General features: G+C 72.8%; 21 protein-coding genes and 1 pseudogene. 13 read left to right on the top strand and 9 right to left on the bottom strand.

From position 1 onward, the window contains the following. Positions 1-38 precede the first annotated feature (38 nt). The gene (locus IE252_RS19450; RefSeq protein WP_190090712.1) at positions 39-1820 is read right to left on the bottom strand and encodes a 3-hydroxyacyl-CoA dehydrogenase family protein; all 1782 of its coding nucleotides are present in this window, start codon (positions 1818-1820) and stop codon (positions 39-41) included. Positions 1821-2189: 369 nt separating this feature from the next. Here IE252_RS19450 and IE252_RS43315 point away from each other — a divergent pair, with 369 nt between their 5' ends. Further along, a complete protein-coding gene (locus IE252_RS43315) occupies positions 2190-2765 on the top strand; it encodes an adenylosuccinate lyase (protein ID WP_229848581.1) in 576 nt (191 codons plus the stop codon). 74 nt (positions 2766-2839) lie between these two features. On the opposite strand, the pseudogene IE252_RS19445 reads toward IE252_RS43315, so the two are convergent. The 3 genes and pseudogenes from IE252_RS19445 to IE252_RS19435 form a co-directional block, all read right to left on the bottom strand. After that, positions 2840-3244: pseudogene (locus IE252_RS19445) on the bottom strand (GNAT family N-acetyltransferase); the annotation flags it as partial. Between the two features lie 37 nt (positions 3245-3281). After that, entirely contained in the window at positions 3282-3683 is a 402-nt protein-coding gene (locus tag IE252_RS19440) for a RidA family protein (protein ID WP_190090711.1), read from the bottom strand. A 48-nt stretch (positions 3684-3731) separates the two neighbouring features. Beyond that, positions 3732-4772, bottom strand: a complete 1041-nt coding sequence (locus tag IE252_RS19435; protein ID WP_190090710.1) for an Rv2578c family radical SAM protein — start codon at positions 4770-4772, stop codon at positions 3732-3734. Between the two features lie 166 nt (positions 4773-4938). Between IE252_RS19435 and IE252_RS19430 the strand changes: the two genes are divergently transcribed. The 4 genes from IE252_RS19430 (at position 4939) to IE252_RS19415 (ending at position 11505) form a co-directional block, all read left to right on the top strand. Then, positions 4939-5382: an SRPBCC family protein gene (locus IE252_RS19430; RefSeq protein WP_190090709.1), complete on the top strand. Its 444-nt coding sequence runs from the start codon at positions 4939-4941 to the stop codon at positions 5380-5382. A 316-nt stretch (positions 5383-5698) separates the two neighbouring features. Beyond that, a complete protein-coding gene (locus IE252_RS19425; protein WP_190090840.1) occupies positions 5699-8098 on the top strand; it encodes an MFS transporter in 2400 nt (799 codons plus the stop codon). A gap of 134 nt (positions 8099-8232) precedes the next feature. After that, positions 8233-10674, top strand: a complete 2442-nt coding sequence (locus IE252_RS19420) for a SpoIIE family protein phosphatase (RefSeq protein ID WP_190090708.1) — start codon at positions 8233-8235, stop codon at positions 10672-10674. A 105-nt stretch (positions 10675-10779) separates the two neighbouring features. Then, entirely contained in the window at positions 10780-11505 is a 726-nt protein-coding gene (locus IE252_RS19415; protein WP_190090707.1) for a class I SAM-dependent methyltransferase, read from the top strand. 16 nt (positions 11506-11521) lie between these two features. Here the strand turns inward: IE252_RS19415 and IE252_RS19410 are convergent, their stop codons facing one another. Continuing rightward, the gene (locus tag IE252_RS19410; protein WP_190090706.1) at positions 11522-12373 is read right to left on the bottom strand and encodes a lytic polysaccharide monooxygenase auxiliary activity family 9 protein; all 852 of its coding nucleotides are present in this window, start codon (positions 12371-12373) and stop codon (positions 11522-11524) included. A 179-nt stretch (positions 12374-12552) separates the two neighbouring features. On the opposite strand from IE252_RS19410, the gene IE252_RS19405 reads away from it, so the two are divergent. Genes IE252_RS19405 through IE252_RS19390 form a run of 4 tightly spaced genes read left to right on the top strand, consistent with a single transcriptional unit; the run spans position 12553 to position 17685 of the window. After that, entirely contained in the window at positions 12553-13386 is an 834-nt protein-coding gene (locus IE252_RS19405) for a M55 family metallopeptidase (RefSeq protein WP_190090705.1), read from the top strand. After that, positions 13379-14704, top strand: coding sequence for a M20/M25/M40 family metallo-hydrolase (locus IE252_RS19400; RefSeq protein ID WP_190090704.1), 1326 nt, complete (start codon positions 13379-13381; stop codon positions 14702-14704). The genes IE252_RS19405 and IE252_RS19400 overlap by 8 nt, the downstream gene beginning before the upstream one ends. Positions 14705-14719: 15 nt before the next feature. Further along, a complete protein-coding gene (locus IE252_RS19395; protein WP_190090703.1) occupies positions 14720-16741 on the top strand; it encodes a S9 family peptidase in 2022 nt (673 codons plus the stop codon). Continuing rightward, on the top strand, positions 16738-17685 hold the full coding sequence (locus tag IE252_RS19390) for a S66 peptidase family protein (protein WP_190090702.1): 948 nt from the start codon (positions 16738-16740) through the stop codon (positions 17683-17685). The genes IE252_RS19395 and IE252_RS19390 overlap by 4 nt, the downstream gene beginning before the upstream one ends. A 62-nt stretch (positions 17686-17747) precedes the next feature. On the opposite strand, the gene IE252_RS19385 is transcribed toward IE252_RS19390, so the two are convergent. Then, positions 17748-18839, bottom strand: a complete 1092-nt coding sequence (locus IE252_RS19385; protein WP_190090701.1) for an adenosine deaminase — start codon at positions 18837-18839, stop codon at positions 17748-17750. 32 nt (positions 18840-18871) lie between these two features. Continuing rightward, the gene (locus IE252_RS19380) at positions 18872-19612 is read right to left on the bottom strand and encodes a GntR family transcriptional regulator (protein WP_190090700.1); all 741 of its coding nucleotides are present in this window, start codon (positions 19610-19612) and stop codon (positions 18872-18874) included. 197 nt (positions 19613-19809) lie between these two features. On the opposite strand from IE252_RS19380, the gene IE252_RS19375 reads away from it, so the two are divergent. From IE252_RS19375 to IE252_RS19360, 4 genes are all read left to right on the top strand, one after another. Beyond that, positions 19810-20058, top strand: coding sequence for a lipopolysaccharide assembly protein LapA domain-containing protein (locus IE252_RS19375; protein WP_190090699.1), 249 nt, complete (start codon positions 19810-19812; stop codon positions 20056-20058). A gap of 109 nt (positions 20059-20167) precedes the next feature. After that, positions 20168-20605, top strand: a complete 438-nt coding sequence (locus tag IE252_RS19370) for a YdeI/OmpD-associated family protein (protein WP_190090698.1) — start codon at positions 20168-20170, stop codon at positions 20603-20605. Positions 20606-20865: 260 nt separating this feature from the next. After that, positions 20866-21414 (top strand): GNAT family N-acetyltransferase, encoded by a 549-nt coding sequence (locus IE252_RS19365; RefSeq protein WP_190090697.1) that lies wholly within the window; start codon positions 20866-20868, stop codon positions 21412-21414. A gap of 164 nt (positions 21415-21578) precedes the next feature. Continuing rightward, complete coding sequence (locus tag IE252_RS19360) at positions 21579-23549, top strand: DUF5107 domain-containing protein (RefSeq protein WP_190090696.1); 1971 nt, start codon at positions 21579-21581, stop codon at positions 23547-23549. Positions 23550-23631: 82 nt separating this feature from the next. Here IE252_RS19360 and IE252_RS19355 read toward each other — a convergent pair whose 3' ends face one another. Both IE252_RS19355 and IE252_RS19350 read right to left on the bottom strand, forming a co-directional pair. Beyond that, positions 23632-23982, bottom strand: a complete 351-nt coding sequence (locus IE252_RS19355; protein WP_190090695.1) for a VOC family protein — start codon at positions 23980-23982, stop codon at positions 23632-23634. Between the two features lie 24 nt (positions 23983-24006). Next, a complete protein-coding gene (locus IE252_RS19350; RefSeq protein ID WP_190090694.1) occupies positions 24007-24816 on the bottom strand; it encodes a methyltransferase domain-containing protein in 810 nt (269 codons plus the stop codon). Between the last annotated feature and the right edge of the window lie 33 nt (positions 24817-24849).

The following is a 24849-nucleotide window of genomic DNA, read 5'->3' as shown; positions in this document are numbered from 1 at the left end:
AGCCCTCCCCCGGCCGGTGGACGGGGGAGCCCCACGGCTCAGCGCCGGGCATACTCGCGGAATCCACGGCCCGTCTTGCGGCCCAGGCACCCGGCCGCGACCAGGTGCTCCAGGAGCGGGGCGGGCGCCAGGCCCGGGTCGCGGAACTCGGCGTGCAGCACCTTCTCGATGGCCAGCGACACGTCGAGGCCGACCACGTCGAGGAGTTCGAACGGCCCCATCGGGTAGCCGCCGCCGAGCCGCATCGCCGCGTCGATGTCGTCCAGCGAGGCGTAGTGCTCCTGGACCATCTTGATCGCGTTGTTGAGGTACGGGAAGAGCAGCGCGTTCACGATGAACCCGGCCCGGTCCCCGCAGTCCACCGGGTGCTTGCGGATCCTCGCGGTGACCTCGCGGACCGTGGCGTGCACCTCGTCCGAGGTCAGGACCGTGCGGACCACCTCGACCAGCTTCATCGCGGGCGCCGGGTTGAAGAAGTGCATCCCGATGACGTCCTGCGGGCGCGAGGTGGCGCGGGCGCAGGCGACGACCGGCAGCGAGGAGGTGGTGGTGGCGAGCACCGCGCCCGGCTTGCAGATCTTGTCCAGGGACGCGAACAGCTGCTGCTTGATCCCCAGGTCCTCGGCGACCGCCTCGACGGCCAGGTCCACCTCGGCGAAGGCCTCGAGGGCACCGGCCGGGGTGATGCGGGCGAGCGTCTCCTCGCGGGCCTCGGCCGTCATCCGGCCCTTGTCGACAGAGCGCGAAAGCGACTTGGCGATACGGGACTTGGCGGTCTCGGCCTTCTCCAGGCCGCGCGCGGCGAGCACCACGTCGTAGCCCGCCTTGGCGAAGACCTCGGCGATCCCGGAGGCCATGGTCCCGGAACCGGCCACGCCGACCGAGCGGATCCCGCGGCCGGCGCCCGGGCCCGCGGCCGTGGCGGGCGTCTGGGCGTCCGGCACGACGGTCGTGCTGCCCGGGGCCTCGTACGTGTAGAAGCCGCGGCCCGTCTTGCGGCCGGTCAGGCCCGCCTCGGCGAGCTGGCCGAGGATGGGCGCGGGGGCGTGCAGCCGGTCGCGGGAGTCGGTGTACATCGCCTCCAGGACCGTGCGGGCGGTGTCGATGCCGATCAGGTCGAGCAGCTCCAGCGGGCCCATCGGCAGCCCGCAGCCCAGCTTCATCGCCGCGTCGATGTCCTCGCGGGAGGCGTACTTCGACTCGTACATCGCGGCGGCCTGGTTGAGGTAGCCGAAGAGCAGGCCGTCCGCGACGAAGCCGGGGCGGTCGCCGACCGCGACCGGCTCCTTGCCGAGCGCCAGGGCGAGCTGGGTGACCGCGTCCACGGCGGGCGGCGCGGTCAGCACAGAGGAGACCACCTCGACCAGCTTCATCGCCGGGGCCGGGTTGAAGAAGTGCAGGCCCAGGACGCGCTCGGGGTGCGCCGACTCGGCGGCGAGCCGGGTCACGGACAGGGCGTTGGTGCCGGTCGCCAGGATCGCGGTGGGCGCGACGATGGCGTCGAGCGCGGCGAACACCTGCTGCTTGAGCTCGTACGACTCGGGCACGACCTCGATGACCAGGTCGGCGTCGGCCGCCGCCTGGAGGTCGGTGAAGGTGCGGAACCGGGCGAGGACGTCGCGCCGCTCCTCCTCGGTGATGCGCTCGCGGGCCACGGCCCGGGCGGTGGACGCCTCCAGGGAGGCCACGGCCCGGCGGGCGGCCTGCTCGCTGATGTCGATGCCGATGACCTCGCGGCCCGCGCGGGCGAGCACGTCGGCGATGCCGGTGCCCATGGTGCCGAGACCGACCACGGCGACGGTGTTCAGGGGGGTGTCCATCACGGGACTCCAGGGTGAGTGACGACTGAGGAGAGGGCGCACGCGACCGGCGTCCGGCTGTCGCGAAGGTGTCGGTGAGGACGCGGGTGCGCGCGGCGGCGCACGGCGTGCGGGAGGTGAGTCGTGGTGGTGCTGAGGGCCGACGGACCCGGTCCCGGGGCCACGCCGTGAAACTGCCGAACCGACGAACACTCGCGGTGGCTGCGTCACCAGGCCACCGGAGTTCGCGGGGGGTACCCGCTCACTTGAGATTAACTGGTGAGTAACGAGCGCGCCATAGTGCGGAGGTAAGCAGTCCGTGTGATCTGGCTCGCCCCGGCTGGCGGCCGGACCTCTCGCGCGCCCGCCGTGGGCCATTACTCTTCCCGCATGGACGAGGAGCTCCGGTCCCTGGCGGACCGGCTGCGGGGCGAGGCCAGGGCGTCGGACGCGGTGCCGGCGTACGAGCGGTTGCTCTCGACCGACGACCGGGACGAGCTCGCGGCCGTGCTCACCGAGCGCGAACGGCCGCTGTGGGCGCGGGAGATCGCGGCCTTCCGGCTCGGCTGCGCGGGCGACCGGCGGGCCTTCGAGGCGCTGGTGCTGCTGCTCAACCACCGGGACCCGGCGCGCTGCGTCTCCGCCGCGCACGCCCTGGCCCGGCTCGGCGACCCGCGCACCGCACGGGCGGCGGCCGCGCTCGCCACCAACCAGCTGCGCACCGCCTACGCCCTGCACCCGGTGCGGCTGCTCACCGCGCTGCGCGCCCCCGAGGCCGTACCGGCGCTGATCGCCACGCTGCGGCCGCTGCTCTCGCCCGACACCCCTTACTGGCGGGTGGCGCTGGCCTGTGTGGAGGGGCTGGGGGAGCTGGGCGACAAGCGGGCGGTCGAGGTCCTGGAGGTGGCGCTGGCCCGCCCCCGGCTGGCGTCGGCGGCGGCCGTCGCGCTCAGGCGCATCGCGTAGCGCACCTCGGGCACCGCGACCCCGTCCACGACGAAGTCCTCCTCGGCGCCGTCCGGGGTGAAGCCCGCGCGTTCGTAGAACCGCCGGGCCCGGTCGTTGGCCTTCAGGACCCACAGCAGCAGGCGCGGATACCCGTCGGCGGCCGCGCGGGCGGTCAGCTCGGCCGTCAACAGCCGCCCGGCGCCGGTGGACCACTGGTCGGGGTGCACATACAGGGCGTACAGCTCACCGTCGGCGGTCCGCCCGCCGCCGTCCTCCCGGTACGGCCCGTAGCACCCCCAGCCGATCACCTCGCCCGCCCGCTCGGCGACCGCGTCGACCACCGAGCCGTCGCCGCCCGCCAGATACTCCCGGCGGCGCTCGGCGTCCCGCTCGACGCTCAGACCGTCCAGGTACGGCTGCGGGATCAGGCCCCGGTAGGCGGTCCGCCAGCCCTCGATACGGACGGCCGCTACCGCCTCGCAGTCGGCCGCGGTCATGTCCCGTATACGGGTGTCCGTGCTCAACGTTCGGCGCTCAACGGTCCGCGACCACCGCGAACGCCTCGATCTCCATCAGGAGTTCGGGGCGGAACAGCGCCGAGACCTGCACCGCCGAGCTGGCGGGGAGCCGGACCGTGTCGAGGTGCTCGTCACGCGCCGCGCGGACCGCGGGCAGATGGGCGATGTCGGTGACGAAGACGGTCAGCTTCACCACGTCGTCGAAGGTCGCCCCCGCGGCCTCCAGGCAGCGGCGCAGGTTCTCGAAGATCTGCCGCGCCTGTGCCACCGGGTCGCCCTCGCCGACCACGTTCCCCTTCTCGTCCAGCGCGCACTGGCCGGATATCGCGATGAACCGGCCCGTCCCCCACACCACATGGCTGTAGTTGACGCCGGGTGCGAGGCCGTCCGGGGTGGCGATGTGCGTGAGCGAAGTCATGCGTCCATCCTGGACCATGCCACTGACAACGCGGCCACCAGGTTTTGGTCAGAGCAGGGTGAGCTGGGTCGGACCGGCCGGCTCCGGCTCCACCCGCCGCGGAATACGCCGGGCCGCGCCCCGGTGCGCCGGTCCGATGCCGAACTCGGTCGCGAGCTCGTGTACTTGGCGGGTGATCCGGCGCTGGTACCACTTCGGCGCGTACGCACCCTCCGCGTACAGCCGCTCGTACCGCCGCACCAGCTGCGGATGGTGCTCGGCGAGCCACTCCATGAACCACTCGCGCGCCCCCGGCCGCAGATGCAGCACCAGCGGCGTCACCGAGGTCGCGCCGGAGGCGGCGATCGCGCGGACGGTGGCGCGCAGCTGGTCGGGGTGGTCCCCGAGGAAGGGGATGACCGGGGCCATCAGGACCCCGCAGCCGATGCCGTGCTCGGTCAGCGTCCGTACGACGTCCAGGCGCCGCTCGGGCGCGGGCGTGCCCGGCTCGACCGTGCGCCACAGGGCGTGGTCCACGAACCCCACGGAGACGGAGATGCCGACGTGGGTGACCTCGGACGCCTCCTTGAGCAGCTCCAGGTCCCGCAGGATCAGCGTGCCCTTGGTGAGGATGGAGAACGGGTTGGCGTGGTCGCGCAGCGCCTCGATGATCCCCGGCATCAGCCGGTAGCGGCCCTCGGCGCGCTGGTAGCAGTCGACGTTGGTGCCCATGGCGATGTGCGCGCCCTCCCACCGCCGGGAGGAGAGGTGGCGGCGCAGCAGCTCGGGCGCGTTGACCTTGACGACGATCTGCGAGTCGAAGCCGATGCCGGTGTCGAGGTCGAGATAGCTGTGGGTCTTGCGGGCGAAGCAGTACACGCACGCGTGCGTGCAGCCCCGGTACGGGTTGACGGTCCACTCGAACGGCATCCGGGACACCCCGGGCACCCGGTTGACGATCGAACGCGCGCGGACCTCGTGGAAGGTGACCCCGCGGAACTCGGGGGTGTCGAAGGTGCGGGTGACCACCGCGTCCGCGTCGAACAGCGCGGCCGCGCCGCCCGCGCCCGGCCCCGGTGAATCGGTCTCGGCCAGATTGTCCCAGCGCATGAACGCCTCCTCGGGCCTCTTCCGTAGCACTGACCCCAGAATAGAACACCTGTTCCCATGATCGCGGCAACCCCGATTTTGGGGGCCCGGACCCGAGGTGATTGGCTTTGCCCACCCCGAATCCGGGCGCAGCCCCCCGGATGTCACGAGTGCTGGAGGAAGAGCCATGGCGCAGGTCGAGGCCACCACGGAGCGGATCATCGCGGCGAGCCCGGAGACGGTGTTCGACACCGTGGCCGACTACAAGGACAGCCGCCCCAAGCTCCTGTCCGAGCACTTCAGCGAGTACCAGGTGCGCGAGGGCGGCGACGGCGAGGGCACCCTCGTCCACTGGAAGCTCCAGGCCACCAGCAAGCGCGTGCGCGACTGCCTGCTGGAGGTGTCCGAGCCGACCGAGGGCCAGCTCGTCGAGAAGGACCGCAACTCGTCCATGGTCACCACCTGGACCGTCACCCCGGCCGGGGAGGGCAGCTCCAAGGTCGTCGTCACCACCGTGTGGAACGGCGCCGGCGGCATCGGCGGCTTCTTCGAGAAGACCTTCGCCCCCAAGGGCCTCAACCGCATCTACGACACCGTGCTCGGCAAGCTCGCCGCCGAGGTCGAGAAGTAGGCCCCGGCCGACAGCCAGCCCCTGCGCGTTTCCGGTCACAGTCACCGGTTCGAGTGGTTTTCACGGCGGCCCGGTGGTGCGCCCGCGCGTCCCGGGTCGTGTGAAACGCGCTGATGGGGCGGTGGACGCGCGCCCCTCCAGGGCGAGTTGTGCGCCCCCGCCCCACTCCTCTTCCGCTTGCTCCCCATTAGCGCCCGATGCGCAGTATGTACGCCGCGCAGGCGAATCAGGCGGCGCGACGAGGGGAGCAGACGTGGGTGGGATCACTCTGGTGAAGGACCCGGCGCAGGGCGGGCCTTCGGGGGAGCGGCGGTGGATGCGGCGGGCCGCGCAGCAGCCGGCCCCGGAGTTCTCCGACGCGGCGCCGGTCGACGGGCCGCCGGTCCCGGCACCGGTGGAGGGCCCGGCCGAGGCCCTGGTGGGGCTCACCCCGCGCCGGGTGCGGCTGGTCTTCGTCGGCCTGATGCTCACCATGCTGCTCGCGGCGCTCGACCAGATGATCGTGGCGACCGCGCTGCCGAAGATCGTCGGCGATCTGCACGGCCTCGACAAGGTCTCCTGGGCCGTCACCGCCTATCTGCTGGCCTCCACCATCGGGCTGCCCATCTACGGCAAGCTCGGCGACCTCTTCGGCCGTAAACCCGTCTTCCAGTTCGCCATCGTCGTCTTCGTGATCGGCTCGGCGCTGGCCGGCTGGTCGCGGACGATGGACGAACTCATCGCCTTCCGCGCCCTCCAGGGAATCGGCGGCGGCGGGCTCATGATCGGCGTGCAGGCGATCATCGCGGACATCGTGCCGCCCCGCGAACGCGGCCGCTACATGGGCCTGATCGGCGCCGTCTACGGACTGGCCTCGGTGGCCGGACCCCTGCTCGGCGGCTTCTTCACCGACCACACCTCGTGGCGCTGGTGCTTCTACATCAACGTCCCCTTCGGTCTGGTCACCCTCGCGGTCATCGCCGTCGTCCTCAAACTGCCCCGGCCCGCGGCCCGCCCGCGCCTGGACGTCCTCGGCTCGCTCCTGCTCGTCGCCGCGTCGACGTGCGTGGTGCTGCTGACCAGTTGGGGCGGTACCGAGTACGCCTGGGGCTCGCGGACCATCCTGGGGCTGGCCGCCGGAGCCGTCGGCACGACCCTGCTCTTCGTCGTCGTGGAGAACTACGCGCGCGAACCGGTCATCCCGCTGCGGCTGTTCCGCGACTCGATCTTCAACATCTCCGGTCTGGTCGGCGCGGTCATCGGCGTCGCGCTCTTCGGCGCGGCCAGCTATCTGCCGACCTTCCTGCAGATGGTGGACGGCGCCAGCGCCACCGAGTCCGGACTCCTCGTCCTGCCGATGATGGGCGGTATCGTCGCCGCCTCGATCATCTCCGGCCAACTCATCAGCCGCACCGGCCACTACAAGATCTACCCGGTCCTCGGCAGCGCCGTCTCGGCCGTCGGCATGTGGCTGCTCTCCCGGCTGGAAACCGACACGCCCCGGCTCGACTACAGCGTCTGGATGGCCGTCCTGGGCATCGGCATCGGTCTGGTGATGCCGGTGCTCATCCTCGCCGTGCAGAACGCCGCCGACCCCGCCGACCTGGGGACCGCCACCAGCGCCAACAACTACTTCCGGCAGATCGGCGGAAGCGTCGGGGCCGCCGTCTTCGGCACCCTGTTCACCAACCGCCTCGCGCACTCCCTCACCGAGCAGTTCCCCGCGGGCGCCCGGCTCCCCGACCCCGAGTCGATCACCCCGCAGCTGGTCCACACCATGCCGCCCGCCCTGCGCGACGGCTACATCCGCGCCTACGCCGAGGCGATGCCGCGGATCTTCCTCTATCTGGTGCCCGTGCTCGTGCTCGGCCTCCTGCTCGCCTTCTTCCTCAAGGAGAAACCGCTGGTGTCCCAGAACGCCCCCGCAGTCGAACCGGCACCCGTGCCCCACGCCCGTACGTCCAACGCCCCGTACACGAGCGGAGTTCCCGTCTGCGGAACGGTCCAGCACAGCGACGGGACCACCGTGCCGCGCGCCGCGCTCACCCTCGTCGACGTGCGCGGGCAGCAGGTCGGGCGCGGCGGCAGCGGCGAGGACGGGCGGTACGCGCTGAGCGTTCCGGGATCCGGCAGTTACGTCCTGATCGCGGCGGCCGGAGGGCACCAGCCGCAGGCCGTCTCGGTGACCGTCGGCGAGCGCCCGGTCGAGCTCGACGTGGTCCTCGGCGGCGCCGGGCGGCTGGCCGGATCCGTGGTCACCGCCGACGGCACCCCGGTCAGGGACGCCGCCGTCACCCTCACCGACGTACGCGGCGAGGTCGTCGCCACCACCCGCAGCGGGCGCGAAGGGGCCTATGTGATCAGCGAGTTGGTGGCGGGCGAGTACACCCTGGCCGCCAGCGCGCCCGCCTTCCGGCCCGCGGCCCTCCCGGTGAGCGTCCAGGCCTCGCGCGAGACCCGGCAGGACATCGAGCTCGCGGGCGGCGCGGTGCTGCGCGGCACGGTCAGGGCGAGCGGCGGACGGCCGGTCGAGGACGCGCGCGTGACGCTCCTCGACGCCGCCGGGAACGTCGTGGACACCCTCACCACCGGCCCCGACGGCACCTTCCGCTTCGTCGACCTCTCCTCGGGCGAGTACACGGTGATCGCCGCCGGGTATCCGCCGGTGGCCACGGTGCTCCAGGTTGCGGGCGGCGGACGCACCGAGCGGGACCTCCAGCTGGGCCACGAGGACTGACTATTCTTCAACCAAATGCCCGGTACACGCGGGCGTGCGCCCTATTCCGGCGTTGCCCCGCGCGGGGCCTTCGCATGGCCGTACGGTAGGTGGCACAGCCGCAGATCCTTGCGGCGGGGAAGGAGCCTCCACCCATGGACAGTGGCACTCCGCCGACACTGCCGCGGCAGTCCGCCGTGGCCGGACGGATTCCGCTTGCCGTGATCGTCGTGGACGGCGACGGGCTGGTGTCGCACTGGTCGACCGGTGCGCGCCGGCTCTTCGGACCCGCCCGCGAGGAGGCGGTCGGCCGGCTCGCCCTCGATCTGCTCCCCGTCTCCGGCGCGCTGCGCGAGGACCGACCCGGCGACGTCCTGCGCGAGCTGGACGCCTACGACGAGTTCGGGCCGGGCCTGGACGCCTCGCTCAGCGGTCTCACCTCGTACCCGACGGCCGGGCGAGCCACCCTCTCGGATCCCGGGCGGCCCCGCGTCGAGGTGCTCTGGTGGGCGTATCCGCTGGTCGGGCCGGGCTTGGAGCGCCTTCTGGTGCTGGCGGCGGACGCGCGGCAGCTGCACGCCGACAACCCGGGGCCGGGCCGCGGCGCGGTGGAGCGGATAGCGCCCGGCTTCGGCCTGCACACCGAGTTCCAGGGCGCCGACGAGCTGGCCGGGCGGCTGCCCGAGATCCTGCCCAGCATGAGCGTCGGCGAGAGCTCCCGGATCGTCTCGCAGGTGCTCGAACTCGGCTATCCCGTGCTGGAATTCAGCCAGCACGACCGGGTGCCGGTGACGCCCGACTGGGGTGTGCCCCGCCGGGCCGAGCGCAGGGCCGCCCGGGGCGGCGACCAGGCACTGGCCGCCGTCGGGTCGGCGCCCGCCTCCGAGTTCGAGCAGGACCTCGAATACGCCGCCGTGCGCGAGCGGCTGGAGTTCCTCAACGAAGTCAGTGGCCGAATCGGTTCCTCCCTCGATCTGTCCCGGACGATCCAGGAAGTGAGCGCCGCCGTGGTGCCGCGCTTCACCGATGTCGCGGGCACGTATCTGCGTGAACAGGTCATCGCCGGTGAGGGGTTCCCGGACGGGCCGCCGGACGAGACCACCCTGTGGCACCGGGTCGCCGTCGAGCACGTCGACGCACCCGGACGGTGGGACGACGTCGTACCGGTCGGCGAGTCCATGCCGTTCCCCGCGCACACCCCCTTCTTCCAGTGCATGACCTCCGGCGAGCCCGTGCTCGTCCCGCGCATCAGCGAGCAGATGGGAACCGCCATCGCCTCGCAGTTCGAAAAGCGCGACATCCGGCCTCTGATCAACGGCCGGTCGATGCTGGTGGTTCCCCTCAAGGCGCGCAATGTGGTGCTCGGCTTCATGATCCTGCTGCGCCACGCGGAGCGGACCGAGTTCAACGACATGGACCGGGTGACCGGCGCCGAACTCGCCGCCCGCGCCGGGCTGGTGCTCGACAACGCCCGTATGTACACCTACCAGGAGAGCGTCGCCGAGACCCTCCAGGACTCGATGCTGCCGCAGGTCACCCCGCAGATGACCGGCTGCGACACGGCGACGCGCTATCTGCCCGGCACCCTGCTCGGCCGGGTCGGCGGCGACTGGTTCGACTCCATCAAGCTGCCCGGCTCCCGCATCGCCCTCGTGGTCGGGGACGTCATGGGCCACGGCCTCAACTCGGCGGCGATGATGGGCCAGTTGCGCACCGCCGTCCAGACCATGGCGGCCCTCGACCTGCCGCCCGCCCAGCTCCTGCGCAACCTCGACGACCTGGCGCAGCGGCTCGGCGAGCACTATCTGGCGACCTGTCTGTACGCGGTCTACGACCCCATCGAGGGCGAGCTCCTGCTGGCCAACGCGGGCCACGTGCCGCCGGTCCTGGTCCGCGCCGCCGACGGCCGCAGCGAACTGCTCGACCTGCCGACCGGAGCGCCCATCGGCGTCGGCGGCGTGCCGTTCGAGACCGCGCGCGTCCGTGTCGAGCCCGGCGACCGGCTGGTGATGTGCACCGACGGCCTGGTCGAGATGCGGGGCGAGGACATCGGCGTCGGGCTGGCCACCCTCTGCGAGTCAGCCGCGCACCCGGCCGCCTCCATGGACGACGCCTGCGACACCATCATCCGCGCCCTCAACACCCGGGGCGGCCGCAAGGACGACGTCGCCCTCCTGATGGCCCGGCTCAACGGCATCGCGCGCGAGGACGTCGCCGAGTGGCCGCTCGCCATAGACGCGCGCGAGGTGGCCCGGGCCCGCCGCCTGGTCGTCGGGCGACTGCGCGAATGGGGCCTGGAGGAGGTGGCGGAGACCGTGGAGCTGCTGGTCAGCGAGGTCGTCACCAATGCCGTACGGCATGCGCACAGCCACCAGGTGCGGCTGCGGATGGTGCGGGCCGAGTCGCTGCGCTGCGAGGTCGTCGACGACGACCACACGCTGCCGATGCTGCTGCACGCCGGTCCGCTCGACGAGGCCGGGCGCGGTCTGCGGGTGGTGAGCCGGCTGGCCCGCGAGTGGGGGACGAGCCGCACGGGCGAGGGCAAGACCGTGTGGTTCGAGGTGTCGCTGCCGCGCAGGGGGCGCACGAGGCGCTGAAGCGGCTCGAACGCGGGGTGAATGATTGCGCCGGGTGCTTGTCGGCGTGCCCCCGGAGCGATAGACCGATCTTGACACTGTGCGTGCCAGCCTGGGGAGTCGGTCATGAGCGTGACGAGTCGGTACAAGGACGCCTGGGACGGGTTCTGGAACGAGGCGCCCGACGAGACGGGCGCGGTGTTCTGGGACGCCGAACCGGCCCTGACGGCAGGCCCCCACCTGGCGCTCTTCGAGCCCCATCTCGCCGATCTGGCGCTGCCCATGGTCGACCTGGGGTGCGGCAACGGCACCCAGGCCCGCTTCCTCGCCGACCGTTACGACAGCGTCGTCGGCGTCGACCTCTCGCCCGCCGCGGTCGAGCGGGCCAGAAGCCAGGACCCCGACGGGCGGGTCCGGTTCGACCAGCTGGACGCGACCGACGAGAAGGCCGTCCAGGAGCTGCACGCGCGCCTGGGCGACGCCAACGTGTATGTGCGCGGGGTGCTGCACCAGTGCGAACCGGCCGACCGCCAGCCGCTGGCCGACGCCGTCGCCACGCTGGTGGGGACGCGCGGCCGGGCCTTCCTGGTGGAGCTCGCGGAGGCGGCCAAGCCGGTCCTGATGGGGCTCGCGCAGGACCCGGCCGGGGCGCCGCCGAAGCTCCGCCCGGTCTTCGCCCACGGCCTCACCCCGGGCGAGGTGGCCGACGCGGCCGTCCCCGCGCTGCTCGGGGCGGCCGGACTGACGGTCGTGGCCCGCGGCGAACTGCCGCTGACCACGACCGAGTACCGGCCGGACGGCACCCGGATCGCGCTGCCCTCCAAGTGGTGGGTGGTGGGGCGCACCGGGTGAGGTCCGGCGGGCGGGGTCAGGAGTCCTTGCGCCGGCGCAGCAGCAGGATCCCGCCGGCGAGCACGCCCGCCATGGAGACCGCCGCGACGGGCTGCGCCGCCGCGCCGAGCGCGAACGAGTCCTTCGACGGCGTGCCGCCGCCGTGCCCGTGGTGGCTCACGGTCGACTTCGACGCGCCCGCGTCGATGCCCTGCTGGCTGGGCGCCGACGGCTGGGCCGCCGCCTGCGCGGACTTGCCGTACACGACGTCCGAGCAGCTGTAGAACGCCTCGGGGCTGTCGTTGCGCTGCCACACCTTGTAGATGATGTGGCGGCCGGTGCGCGCGGGCAGGTTCCCGGTGAAGTTGTAGTAGCCGTCGGTCGAGGTCCGCGTGGTGGCGTACGTGGCGACCGGCTGCGAATCCAGGTCGGACCACTTCAGCGGCTTCGTCGGGTCGAAGCCCTCCTTGGTGATGTAGACCGTCATCGTCCCCGAGTGCGGGGCCGTCACCCGGAACTTGAACCCGAACGAGCCCGCCGCCACGCCGGTGGCCGGCCAGTCGGTGCGGGCCCAGTCGAGCGCGCGGTACTTCTCACGGTTGGCCGAGCACAACTTGCCGTCGGGGATGAGCTGTTGATGGTGCCCGTCGGCATTGGCGATGTTCACCTCGTTCCAGTCGTAGAGCGGCTGGGTGCCGGAGTCGGCGACCAGGTCCTTGCACACTTGCGACTTGGGCGTCTCGGGGCCTTCCGCGTAACAGGCGGCTACCCGGCTGACCGGGTTGAACACGGCGCCGTGCGCGGCGGCGGGCGAGCCGGCGACGGAGAGCAGTGACGCGGACGCCACACCGAGGACACCGAGCGAGGCTGCTGTGCGTCGTACGGACATGTGGGGGCTCCTTCTCAGCTGGTTCGGACCAGAGGCTGGCATTGGTCTGGACCAACATGCAAGAGGTCTGCACCAATTGGCTCGATCGCGGACGGGTGGCCGGGGGCCGACGAGGACACGCGTTCGGGGTTATCCACAGGGCTGGTGAGGGCGTTCCGCGACGCGTACGGTTTCGTGGCATGAAGATCCTCATCAGCGCCGACATGGAGGGCGCCACCGGTGTCACCTGGCCCGCCGACGTGCTGCCGGGCACCCCGCAGTGGGAGCGCTGCCGCGGCTTGTTCACGTCCGATGTGAACGCGGCGGCGCTGGGTTTCTTCGACGGCGGCGCCGACGACGTCCTCATCAACGAGGCGCACTGGTCCATGCGCAATCTGCTGCTGGAACGACTGGACGAGCGCGTGGAGATGCTCACCGGGCGGCACAAGTCGCTGTCCATGGTCGAGGGCGTCCAGCACGGCGACGTGGACGGGGTCGCGTTCGTCGGCTACCACACGGGCGCGGGCACCGAGGGCGTGCTGGCACACACGTATCTCGCCAACTCCATCACGGGCGTCTGGCTGAACGGGACGAGGGCGAGCGAGGGTCTGCTCAACGCGCACGTGGTCGCGGAGTACGGAGTGCCGGTGGTCCTGGTCACCGGCGACGACCTGACGTGCGCGGACGCCGAGGGGTACGCACCGGGGGCGCAGAAGGTGGCGGTCAAGGACCACGTGTCGCGGTACGCGGCGGTGTGCCGCACCCCGGCGCGCACGGCCGCCGACATCAGGGCGGCCGCCAAGGTGGCAGCGGGTCTGGCGGTGCGTCAGGATCCGGTGCAGGGTGGGCCGTTCACCGTCGAGCTCGAATTCGACGCGGAGCACCTGGCGATGGCCGCCACGGTGGTCCCGGGCGCCGAGCGGACCGGGGAGCGCCGCGTCGCCTACACCAGCGGCACCATGTACGACGGCATCCGCACCTTCAAGGCGGTCACCACGATCGTCTCGGCTGCGGTGGAGGAGCAGTATGGCTGAGCACATCGACGGTCGGGCGCTGGACGAGGTCGTGTCGTTCACCTCGGAGCTCATCAGGATCGACACCACCAACCGCGGTGGCGGGGACTGCCGCGAGCGGCCCGCCGCCGAGTACGTGGCGGAGCGGCTCGCCGCCACCGGTCTGGAGCCCGTCCTCCTGGAGCGGACGCCGGGGCGCACCAACGTGGTGGCGCGCATCGAGGGCACCGACCCCTCCGCGGACGCCCTCCTGGTCCACGGTCACCTGGACGTGGTGCCCGCCGAGCCCGCCGACTGGGACGTGCACCCCTTCTCCGGCGAGGTCCGCGACGGCGTGGTGTGGGGGCGCGGCGCCGTCGACATGAAGAACATGGACGCGATGGTCCTCGCGGTCGTCCGGGCCTGGGCGCGCGCGGGGATCCGCCCCCGTCGGGACATCGTCATCGCGTACACCGCGGACGAGGAGGCCAGCGCGATCGACGGCTCCGGCTTCCTCGCCGACCACCACCCCGGCCTGTTCGAAGGGTGCACCGAAGGCATCAGCGAGTCCGGCGCGTTCACCTTCCACGCGGGCCCCGGAACGGCCCTCTACCCGATCGCGGCGGGCGAGCGCGGCACCGGCTGGCTGAAGCTCACCGCGCACGGCCGGGCGGGCCACGGCTCCAAGGTGAACCGGGCCAACGCGGTCAGCCGACTGGCCGCCGCGATCGCCCGGATCGGGGAGCACCAATGGCCGGTCCGGCTCACGCCGACGGTCCGGGCGGCCCTGGCCGAACTCGCCCGGGTGTACGGGATCGCGGCCGACCCGGCCGCCCCCGACTTCGACGTGGACGAGCTCCTCGGCAAGCTCGGCCCGGCCGCCGCCCTGGTCGAGTCGACCGTGCGCAACAGCGCCAACCCGACGATGCTCGAAGCCGGTTACAAGATCAATGTGATTCCGGGGCACGCCACCGCGTACGTGGACGGGCGGATCCTGCCGGGCGGCGAGGACGAGTTCCGCGACACGCTCGACCGGCTCACCGGCCCCGACGTCGACTGGGAGTTCCACCACAAGGAGGTCGCCCTCCAGGCCCCGGTCGACTCGCCGACGTACGCCAAACTGCGCGCGGCCGTCGAGGAGTTCGCCCCCGAGGGGCACGTCGTGCCGTACTGCATGTCCGGCGGCACCGACGCCAAGCAGTTCTCCCGGCTCGGCATCACCGGCTACGGCTTCTCGCCGCTGAGGCTGCCGCCCGGCTTCGACTACCCGGCGCTGTTCCACGGCGTCGACGAACGGGTCCCGGTGGACGCGCTGCACTTCGGCGTGCGCGTCCTCGATCACTATCTGCGCGCGGCGTAGGGGGAGTGGGAAGACATGGTGCCCATCGGGCCTTACGGAACGTGGCCGTCGCCCATCGACGCCGAGCTCGCCGCCGGCCGCGACGGGTCGCCCGACTTCGTCGGGGTCGTCGGCGAGGAGGTGTGGTGGACCGAGCCGCGCCCCACCGAGGGCGGCCGCCGCGCCCTGGTCCGGCGCCGGACCGACGGAGACGCGCGGTCGCTGCTGCCCGCGCCGTGGAACGTGAGGACGCGCGTCATCGAGTACGGCGGTCGGCCGTGGGCCGCCGTCCCGCGCGGCGACGGGGGCCCGCTCGTGGTCTTCGCCCACTTCCCGGACCAGCGGCTGTATGCGTACGAGCCGGACGGCGCCGGGGAGCCGAGGCCGCTCACCCCGCTGTCGGCGGTGGGGCAGGGGCTGCGCTGGGCCGACCCGGTGCTCGTGCCGGAGCGCGGCGAAGTCTGGTGCGTCCTGGAGGAGTTCACCGGCGAGGCGCCCACCGACGTCCGCCGGGTGCTGGCGGCCGTGCCCCTGGACGGCTCGGCCGCCGAGGACCGCGGCCGGGTGCGCGAGCTCTCCGACGGGCGGCACCGCTTCGTCACCGGCCCCCGGATCTCCCCGGACGGCTCCCGCGCGGCCTACCTCGCCTGGGACCACCCGGACATGCCGTGGGACGGCACCGAGCTGATCCTCGCGGACCTCGGCGACGACGGGGTCCTAGAAGGCGCCCGGCCGGTCGCGGGCGGACCCGGCGAATCCATCGCCCAGGCCGACTGGGCGCCCGACGGCCGGCTGCTCTTCTCCTCGGACCGCACCGGCTGGTGGAACCTCTACCGCGCCGACCCGGCCCCCGCGGTCTCGCCCTCCTCCCACCCGGCGGACCGCGAGGGCGCCGCGGTGCCGCTCTGCCCGCGCGAGGAGGAGTTCGGCGGGCCGCTCTGGCAGCTCGGCCGCCGCTGGTTCCACCCGCTGGAGAACGGCCTGATCGCCGTGGTCCACGGCAGGGGCGCGACCGCGCTCGGCATCCTCGACCCGGAGAGCGGCGAGGTCGTGGACGCGGCCGGCCCCTGGACCGCCTGGGGCTCCACGCTCGCGGTGCACGGCAGCAGGGTCGTCGGCGTCGCCGCCAGCCCGCGCACGGCGGCCGAGGTCGTCGAGCTGGACACCCGGTCGGGCCGCACCCGCGTCGTCGGGCGCGCCCACGACGACCCGGTGGACCCGGCGTACTACCCGGAACCGCAGATCCGCACCTTCACCGGCCCCGGCGGCCGCGACATCCACGCCCTGGTCTACCCGCCGCACCACCCCGGCTGGACGGCGCCCGCCGACGAGCTGCCGCCGTACGTGATCTGGGCGCACGGCGGCCCCACCAGCCAGGTCCCGCTCGTCCTCGACCTGGAGATCGCCTACTTCACCTCGCGCGGCATCGGCGTGGCCGAGGTCAACTACGGCGGCTCCACGGGCTACGGACGGGAGTACCGCGACCGGCTGCGTGAGCAGTGGGGCGTCGTCGACGTCGAGGACTGCGCGGCCGTGGCCCGGGCACTCGCCGACGAGGGCACCGCCGACCCCCGGCGGCTCGCGATCCGGGGCGGCAGCGCGGGCGGCTGGACCTCGGCGGCCTCGCTCGCCACCACCGACGTCTACGCCTGCGGCACCGTGATCTACCCGGTCCTCGACCTCACCGACTGGTCGTCGGACGACGGCACGCACGACTTCGAGTCGCAGTACATGGAATCCCTCATCGGCCCCCGCGCCGAGCTCCCCGGCCGGTACGAGGAGCGCTCGCCGATCACCCACGCCGAGCGCATCAGCGTGCCGTTCCTGCTGCTCCAGGGGCTCGACGACGTGATCTGCCGGCCCGTACAGTGCGAACGGTTCCTGGCCAGGACGGCGGGCCGCGGCATACCGCACGCGTACATCGCCTTCGAGGGCGAGGGACACGGCTTCCGCCGGGCGGACACCATGGTCCGCGCCCTGGAGGCGGAACTCTCCCTGTACGCCCAGACGTTCGGCATCGACCGGCCCGACGTCCCCCTCCTGGAGCTGAAGAAGTGACCTCGACGCACCACACCCCCGCCCCGCTCACCCGGCCTGCCCGGCTGCGGCCCGGCGCCCGGGTGGCGGTGGTCGCCACCAGCGGGCCGGTGGTGGGGGAGCGGCTCGACGCGGGCCTGGACATCCTGCGCGGCTGGGACCTCGACCCGGTCGTGATGCCCCATGTCCGCGACCGGCACCCGGAGTTCGGCTACCTCGCGGGCGGCGACGAGGGCCGGGCCCGCGACCTCCAGGAGGCGTGGTGCGACCCGTCCGTCGACGCGGTGCTCGTCGCGCGCGGCGGCTACGGGGCGCAGCGCATGGTGGACCTGCTCGACTGGGACGCGATGCGCGCCGCCGGACCCAAGGTGCTGGTCGGCTACAGCGACGTGACGGCGCTGCACGAGGCGTTCGCGATACGGCTGGGGCTCTCCACGCTGTACGGGCCGATGGTGTCGGCGGCGACCTTCCTCAAGGACGACCCGACCCAGCGCTCCCTGCGCACCACGCTCTTCGACCCCGAGGCGGCCCGCACGCTCGCCCCGGAGGGCGCCCGCCCGATGGTGCCCGGCCGGGCCCGCGGGGTCACCGTGGGCGGCTGCCTCGCCCTGCTCGCCGCCGACCTCGCCACCCCGCACGCCAGGACGTCGGCGCGCGGCGGACTGCTCCTGATCGAGGACGTCGGCGAGGAGGACTACCGGATCGACCGCATCCTCACCCAGCTGCTGCGCTCGGGCTGGCTGGACGGGGTCGCCGGGGTGGCGCTCGGCTCCTGGGAGGAGTGCGGACCGTACGAGAAGGTGCGGGCCGTGCTGTACGAGCGGCTCGCACCGCTCGGCGTGCCGGTGGTCGAGCACTTCGGCTTCGGCCACTGCACGCCCTCGCTGACCATGCCGCTGGGGGTGCCCGCGGTGCTCGACGCCGACGCGGGCACGCTCACGCTGGAGGTGCCCGCGCTGGTGTAGCGCGTACGCCGTGGTGCCGTACGCCATGGAACGTACGTCATGGAGGCGTACGGCACCGTCCGCTACAGGGCGGCGTAGCCCGGGCGGACCAGTTCGTCGATGATGCGGCGGCGCTCCGGCAGCGGCAGGAACGCGGCCTCCACGGCGGCGGTGGTGAACTGCTCGAACACCTCGGGCCCGTAGCCGAAGGCGTCCACCATGTGCTGGAACTCCTCGCTCATGGTGGTGCCGGAGACCAGCCGGTTGTCGGTGTTCAGGGTGACCCGGAAACCGAGGCGGCGCAGCAGGTCGATCGGGTGCGAGGCGTAGTCCTTGGCCGCACCGGTCTGGAGGTTGGAGGTCGGGCAGACCTCCAGGGCGATGCGGTTGTCGCGCAGGTAGGAGGCGAGGTGGCCCAGGTCCGCCGTGCCGTCCTCGTGCACCGTGATGTCGTCGGTGATCCGCACACCGTGGCCGACGCGCTCGGCGCCGCAGATCTGCACGGCCTCGTGGATCGACTCCGCGCCGACGGCCTCGCCCGCGTGGATGGTGAAGTGGCAGTTCGACCGCTTCAGGTGCTGGAAGGCGGGCAGGTGGCGGGCCGGCGGGTTGCCGATCTCGCCGCCCGCGATGTCGAAGCCGGCCACCCCGCGGTCGCGGTGCGCCACGGTCAGCTCGGCGATCTCCAGGGAGCGGTCGGTGTGGCGCATGCCGGTGAGCAGCGCGCGGACCGTGATCTTCCCGCCGGTGCGGCGCTCGCCCTCGCGGAATCCGGCGTTCACCGCGTCGACGACCTCGTCGAGGGCGAGCCCGCGCTCCAGGTGCTGCTCGGGCGCGTACCGCACCTCCGCGTAGACGACCCCGTCCGCCGCCAGGTCCTCGGCGCACTCCGCCGCGATCCGCTCCAGCGCCTCGCGGGTCTGCATCACCGCGCAGGTGTGGGCGAAGGTCTCCAGATAGCGCTCCAGGGAACCGGAGTCGGCCGCGTCGCGGAACCAGACCGCGAGCGCCGCCGGGTCCTCGGTGGGCAGGCCCTCGTAGCCGCACGCGCGGGCCAGCTCGACGATGGTGGCGGGGCGCAGACCACCGTCGAGGTGGTCGTGGAGGACGGCCTTGGGCGCGCGGCGTATCCAGTCGGCGACAGGCTGGGCGGCAGGGTTGTCAGACAAGTGCATGACCGGGGAGTGTACAGCCTCGGCCGCGCGGGCTAGCCGCTGTGCAGGACGGGCAGCGCCGGGGACCCGGTCGGGAGCATGTGCTTGGCGGCCAGGACCGGGGTGCCCTCCACCCGTACGACCTGCGTGATCAGTACGGCCGGGGTGTCGGCGGGGCGGTCCAGCTGCTCGCCCCGGCGGCGGCCGAGGAGGGTCGCCGTGACCCCGCTGTGGGCGGTCAGCGGCACGCCCCGCGATGCGTCCGCCAGGACCGCGAGCATCGAGCGGGCGGGCTCGTCGGCGAGGGCGGCGGCGAACGCCGGGTGCAGCCGTTCGAGGACGTCCTGGGGAGCGGCCCACTCATGGCAGAGCGCCACCGCCAGCGCCTCGCCGACCAGCACCGTCTCCCAGAACCGCAGCTCCGCGCCGGCGGCGGGGAGCAGGTGCTGGGTGGTGAAGTCGGTCGGCTCCTCGACGCTGCGCAGCAGGGCGCGCACCCGCACCGGGCCGCCGGTGCCGAGCAGCTCCTCCAGCGGCTGGAGCTGCTCGAAGCCGCGCCGGGGCGGTCGGTCGTTGACGGTCCGGCCCACGCCCCGGCGCACGGTGAGCAGCCCGTCCTCCTGGAGCAGCAGCAGCGCCTCGCGCAGTGCCGGGCGGCTCACCCCCAGCTCGCCCGCGAGCCTGGGCTCCGAGGGCAGGGTGGAGCCCGGCGGGTAGGTGCCGTCGTGGATCGCGTCGGCGATCCGCTCGTACAGGGCGACGACCGGCCTGCGCTGCTGTCCGCTGACTGCCATGGCGCAAGCATGGCCCGGCCGTCACTTGTCTGACAAGGCGGGCTCGGGTGGGCGGCGACGCCCCGGGCCGGACCGGGATGCCCGGCTCACCCGTACGGACCGCTCCAGGGCCGCTTCCGGTACGGGACCCGTCCATCCTGTACGGAAGGGGTGTCCTCCACCCCTCCAAGGCAGGCACCCCCAGAAAGGGCCGGGTCATGAGCCCCAAGAACGCGTCGGGCGGGACGAAGGGCGGCACGGGGTTCGGGGGCGCCCTCACGCCGTCGCGGGTCGCGGTCGGCACGATCGCGGTCCTCGCCCTGATCTTCATCTTCGAGAACACCCGCCAGGTCAAGATCCGGCTGCTGATCCCCGAGGTCTCCATGCCGCTCTATCTGGCGCTGCTCGCGGTGTTCGTGGTCGGGGTGATCTGCGGGGGCTACTTCATCCGGCGGCGGGGCAGATGACCGTGGGCGGATGAACGCGGCCGGACGAACGCGGCCGGATGGTCGACAACTCGCGGTATATCGTGTCCGTTTGACACGGGCATGCAGGGTGAGGGCGAGGAGTACGAGCATGAAGTTCAAGGCCACGGTCATCCCGTCCGGGAACGCGCTGGGCGTGGAGGTGCCGCAGGAGGTCGTCGACGGGCTCGGGCAGGGCAAGCGGCCGCCCGTGGTCGTCGCGGTCAACGGCCACTCGTGGCGCACCCGGGTCGCCGCCATGCGCGGTCAGATCCTCATCGGCATCAGCGCGGCCAACCGCGAGGCGAGCGGGGTCGACCTGGGCGAGGAGATCGAGGTCGACGTCGAGCTCGACGACGAGCCGCGGGTGGTGGAGGCGCCGGATGATCTCGCGGCGGTGCTCGATGCGGATCCCGCGTTGCGGGGGGCGTATGAGCGGATGGCGTTCAGTCTCAAGCGGAAGCAGGTGGGGGAGATCGAGGGCGCGAAGAGTGCGGAGACGCGGCAGCGGCGGATTGTGAAGCTGGTGGAGTCGCTGCGGGGCAAGTAGCGGGCCCCGTCCCGCCCCTGGATCCCGTTTCGTCTGCGGGCCGTCCCCAACTGGTCGCGCAGTTCCCCGCGCCCCTTATCGGCCCGGTGTTCGTCTGCGGGTCGTGGCCGGTTGCTCGCGCAGTTCCCCCCGCCCCTACAGATGCCGCTGCGCGGCAATCCCCCTGGGGGCGCCCCGCAGGGGCGCATCTCAGGGGCGCGGGGAACTGCGCGACCAGCCCGCCACCGGCCCGCAGACGAATCCCCGCGTAACCTGACCCCGTGTCCGACAAGATCACCTACCTCGCCGAAGGCCCCCGCGTGGGTATCCGAGGCTTCACGTTGGAGGACGCGGGGGAGTTCACCGCGCTCGCCCGGGAGAGCCGAAACCTGCACGCGCCGTGGCTGTTTCCGCCTGCCGAACCCGACGCGTACGCGGCCTACGCGGGGCGGCTGATGGAGGATCCGAACCGGTACGGGTTCCTCGTCTGTACCCGCGAGGACGACCGGATCGCCGGGTTCATCAACATCAACAACATCGTCGAGGGCGCTTTCCAGAGCGGGGCCCTCGGCTACGGCGCCTTCGCGCACGCCGCCGGGCGCGGGCTGATGGGCGAAGGGCTGGACCTGGTCACCCGGTACGCGTTCGGCACGCTCGGCCTGCACCGCCTGGAGGTGAACATCCAGCCCCGCAACACCGCCTCCATCGCCCTGGTCCGCCGCGCCGGATACCGCCTCGAGGGCTTCTCGCCGGACTTCCTCTTCATCGACGGCGCCTGGCGCGACCACGAACGTTGGGCGATCACGGCGGAGATGGTCGAGCCCCGCTGACCCCGTCGTCGAGCCGCGCTGACCCCGTCGCGATGCCACCGGCAGACGCCTTTGCGCAATCCTGACCAGGGGATCCTCTGGTCAGTGCGGCGCGCGCCGTGTTCCATGGTCACGGGGCGGCCGCAGGGACGGGGCGGCCGACCGCGCGAGGGAATGAGGTTGTCTTGGCCACGACCGTGCGACGTGCCGTACTGACCCTGCCCGCCGCCCCGTTGGGGCCGCCCAACCCGCTGCCCGCGCTGCGCCCGCTCGACGAGGTGCACACCCTCGACGAACGGGCCCGCGAGGACCTGCCGCGCGACATGGCCCGGCAGATCGGCTACCAGCCGCTGGAGACGGTCCTGCCGGTCCGGATCCTCGACGGCTACGGCCGCGAGCGCACCCCCACCGACCTCGACACGCTCGTCCTGGAGAACTCCCGGCTGCGCGTCACCGTACTGCCCGGCCTCGGCGGCCGGATCCACTCCCTCTTCCACAAGCCGACCGGCCGCGAACTCCTCTACGTCAACCCCGTGCTGCAGCCCGCCGACTTCGCCCTCAACGGCGCCTGGTTCTCCGGCGGCATCGAGTGGAACATCGGCGCCACCGGCCACACCACCCTCTCCTGCGCCCCCGTGCACGCGGCCGTCGTCCCCGCCCCCGACGGCGGCGAGATGCTGCGCCTGTGGGAGTGGGAGCGGCTGCGCGACCTGCCGTTCCAGGTGGACCTGTGGCTGCCCGAGGACTCCGACTTCCTGTACGTGGGCGTCCGCGTCCGCAACCCGCACGAGCGGACCGCGCCCGTCTACTGGTGGTCCAACATTGCCGTGGAGGAGGGCGAGCGCACCCGCGTCCTCGCCCCCGCCGACCAGGCCTGGCACTTCGGATACGAGCACACGCTGCGGCGGGTGCCGGTCCCCGAGTGGGACGGCGCCGACCGTACGTATCCGCTGCGCGGCGAGTACCCCGCCGACTACTTCTACGAGGTGCCCGACGGCACCCGCCGCTGGATCGCCTCGCTCGACGCGGCCGGGCAGGGCCTGATCCAGACGTCGACCGATCAGCTGCGCGGGCGCAAGCTGTTCCTGTGGGGCTCGGGCCGGGGCGGGCGGCGCTGGCAGGAGTGGCTGACCGAGCCCGGGACGACCGGTTACGCGGAGATCCAGGCGGGCCTGGCACGCACCCAGTTGGAGCACGTTCCGCTGGAGGCGGGCGCGGAATTCGCCTGGCTGGAGGCGTACGGCCCGCTCGCCGCCGCGCCGGGACCCGTCCACGGCGACGACTGGTCGGCCGCGCGCGGCGAGGTGGCGGAGCGACTGGAGGCGGTGCTGCCGCGCGAGCGCGTCGAGGAGGCGTACGCGGCCTGGCGCCCGTACGCCGACACCGAGCCCGTCGAGTCGCTGGCCACCGGGTCCGGGTGGGGGGCGCTCGAAGTGCTGCGGGGGAGCCTGAAGCTGCCGGGCACGCCCTTCGCCGAGTCGACGCTCGGCGAAGAGCAGGCGCCCTGGCTGGAGTTGCTCCACGCCGGCGCGCTGCCCGAGCCGCGCCGGGTCGTCCCGCCCGGGCCGACCCTGGTGGCCCCGCATTGGCGGGACATGCTGGAGACGGCGCCCGCGTCCCCGCTCACCGAGTACCACCTCGGGGTCGCGCAGTGGCACGCGGGCGACCGGGCGCAGGCCGTACGCAGCTGGGAGCGCGGGCTGCCGCTCGCCCCCTCGCGCTGGCCGCTGCTGCGGTGCCTGGCGGTCGCGGACCACCTCGCGGGCAACGCGGACCGGGCCGCGTCGCTGTACGCGGAGGCGTTCGACGACCTGTGCGAGGAGCGGCGGGACGGGGAGCAGTGGGTTGCGGCGACGGCTGCGCTCGGGCGGGAGGCGGTGGGGGCGCTGTTGGGCGCGGGGCGCCCTGTTGATGCGCGGGCGGTGTGGGATCGGTTGCGGGCCCCTACGCAGGGGCGGGGGGCGTTTCGGCTTCTGGAGGCTCAGATCCTGCTTGCCGAGGGGGACTTGGCCGGTGCGCGTTCCGTCTTCGACGAAGGTTTCGAAGTGGCTGATCTGCGCGAAGGCGCGGAGATACTGGGGGAGGTGTGGGCGCGCATCACGGATGAGCCGTTGCCCGGGCGGTACGACTACCGGATGCGGCCGGAGGCGCGGTAAGGGGCGCGGAGTTCGTCTGCGGACCGTGGTCGGCTGGTCGCGCAGTTCCCCGCGCCCCTAAGGGGCGCGCCCTGCCAGCGGATTACGCCGACTTGTGGTCCACGTACTCGAACACCGAGCCGTCCGGGTGTACCGCGATCAGGTTGCGGCCCACCGGTGTGGGGACCGGGCCCGCGATCACGTGGGCTCCCACGCCGGTGAGGGCCCGGTAGGCGTCCTCGACGTCCTTCACCGCGATCGTGGCCGAAACCTTGCGCAGGATCTCCAGCTCCGACTCCGGACCGCTCATCAGCAGGAAGCAGCCGACCGCGGCGACCGAGACTCCGCCGCGTTCGAAGCGGAGGGCTTTGCTTCCGGTGAGGCGTTCGTAGAAGACCACCGAGGTCTCCAGATCGTCGACGCAGATGCGCAGTGTGGTTCCGAGGATCTCCATACGTACGAGCCTAGTTGGTGACCGTCACACGCGGCAGAGGATCTCGCCGTGGGGGACCATGAACCACGCGTCCTCGTCGGCGCCCCACTCCCGCCACCCCTCGGAGATCGCCGCGAGCGCCGCCTCGGTGGTGTGGCCGCCGTCCACCGCGAGCTGCGCGTACGAGGACGCCACCGTGCGGTCCGCCCACAACCCGCTCCACCAGGCGCGCTCGTCCGGCGTCGCGAAACACCAGGTCGAGGCGGTGGAGGCGATGTCGGTGAAGCCCGCCTCGCGCGCCCAGGACCGCAGCCGCCGCCCGGCGTCCGGCTCGCCGCCGTTGGCCCGGGCGACCCGGTGGTACAGCTCCAGCCAGGTCTCCAGGGAAGAGACTTCGGGGAACCACGTGAAGGCGCCGTAGTCACTGTCCCGGACCGCGACCAGACCGCCCGGCCGGGTGACCCGGCGCATCTCGCGCAGCGCCTGGACCGGGTCGCCCACGTGTTGCAGCACCTGGTGGGCGTGGACGATGTCGAAGGAGTCGTCGGGGTGGTCGAGGGCGTGGACGTCCGCGACGCCGAACGCCATGTTCCGCTGCCCGCGCCCCTCGGCGTACGCGCGCGCCTGCTCGACGATTCCGGGCGCCGCGTCGACGGCGGTGACGTGGCCGTCCGGGACCAGTGCGGCCAGGTCGGCGGAGATGGTGCCGGGGCCGCAGCCGATGTCCAGGACCCTGGCGTCCGGCTTGAGTTCACCGATCAGGTACGCGGCGGAGTTGGCCGCGGTGCGCCAACTGTGCGAGCGCAGCACGGACTCGTGGTGGCCGTGGGTGTAGACGGCGGTCTCCTTCGACATGACCGGCTCCCTCTCTCGACGTTCTCGCGGTCG

Origin of the sequence: Streptomyces melanogenes, assembly GCF_014649795.1 — a bacterium.
Lineage (GTDB): Bacteria > Actinomycetota > Actinomycetes > Streptomycetales > Streptomycetaceae > Streptomyces > Streptomyces noboritoensis.
The sequence above is the reverse complement of the archived record's forward strand: the minus strand, read 5'-3'. Positions and strand labels throughout refer to the sequence as shown.

Excerpts from the sequence above, each read along its gene's own strand:
- IE252_RS19400 (WP_190090704.1), top strand. The coding sequence starts at position 13,379 with ATGGCTGAGCACATCGACGGTCGGGCGCTGGACGAGGTCGTGTCGTTC.
- IE252_RS19395 (WP_190090703.1), top strand. The coding sequence starts at position 14,720 with ATGGTGCCCATCGGGCCTTACGGAACGTGGCCGTCGCCCATCGACGCC.
- IE252_RS19420 (WP_190090708.1), top strand. The coding sequence starts at position 8,233 with ATGGACAGTGGCACTCCGCCGACACTGCCGCGGCAGTCCGCCGTGGCC.
- IE252_RS19410 (WP_190090706.1), bottom strand. The coding sequence starts at position 12,373 with ATGTCCGTACGACGCACAGCAGCCTCGCTCGGTGTCCTCGGTGTGGCG.
- IE252_RS19435 (WP_190090710.1), bottom strand. The coding sequence starts at position 4,772 with ATGCGCTGGGACAATCTGGCCGAGACCGATTCACCGGGGCCGGGCGCG.
- IE252_RS19375 (WP_190090699.1), top strand. The coding sequence starts at position 19,810 with ATGAGCCCCAAGAACGCGTCGGGCGGGACGAAGGGCGGCACGGGGTTC.
- IE252_RS19355 (WP_190090695.1), bottom strand. The coding sequence starts at position 23,982 with ATGGAGATCCTCGGAACCACACTGCGCATCTGCGTCGACGATCTGGAG.
- IE252_RS19405 (WP_190090705.1), top strand. The coding sequence starts at position 12,553 with ATGAAGATCCTCATCAGCGCCGACATGGAGGGCGCCACCGGTGTCACC.
- IE252_RS19425 (WP_190090840.1), top strand. The coding sequence starts at position 5,699 with ATGCGGCGGGCCGCGCAGCAGCCGGCCCCGGAGTTCTCCGACGCGGCG.
- IE252_RS19350 (WP_190090694.1), bottom strand. The coding sequence starts at position 24,816 with ATGTCGAAGGAGACCGCCGTCTACACCCACGGCCACCACGAGTCCGTG.
- IE252_RS19415 (WP_190090707.1), top strand. The coding sequence starts at position 10,780 with ATGAGCGTGACGAGTCGGTACAAGGACGCCTGGGACGGGTTCTGGAAC.
- IE252_RS19440 (WP_190090711.1), bottom strand. The coding sequence starts at position 3,683 with ATGACTTCGCTCACGCACATCGCCACCCCGGACGGCCTCGCACCCGGC.
- IE252_RS19380 (WP_190090700.1), bottom strand. The coding sequence starts at position 19,612 with ATGGCAGTCAGCGGACAGCAGCGCAGGCCGGTCGTCGCCCTGTACGAG.
- IE252_RS19385 (WP_190090701.1), bottom strand. The coding sequence starts at position 18,839 with ATGCACTTGTCTGACAACCCTGCCGCCCAGCCTGTCGCCGACTGGATA.
- IE252_RS43315 (WP_229848581.1), top strand. The coding sequence starts at position 2,190 with ATGGACGAGGAGCTCCGGTCCCTGGCGGACCGGCTGCGGGGCGAGGCC.
- IE252_RS19370 (WP_190090698.1), top strand. The coding sequence starts at position 20,168 with ATGAAGTTCAAGGCCACGGTCATCCCGTCCGGGAACGCGCTGGGCGTG.
- IE252_RS19450 (WP_190090712.1), bottom strand. The coding sequence starts at position 1,820 with ATGGACACCCCCCTGAACACCGTCGCCGTGGTCGGTCTCGGCACCATG.
- IE252_RS19430 (WP_190090709.1), top strand. The coding sequence starts at position 4,939 with ATGGCGCAGGTCGAGGCCACCACGGAGCGGATCATCGCGGCGAGCCCG.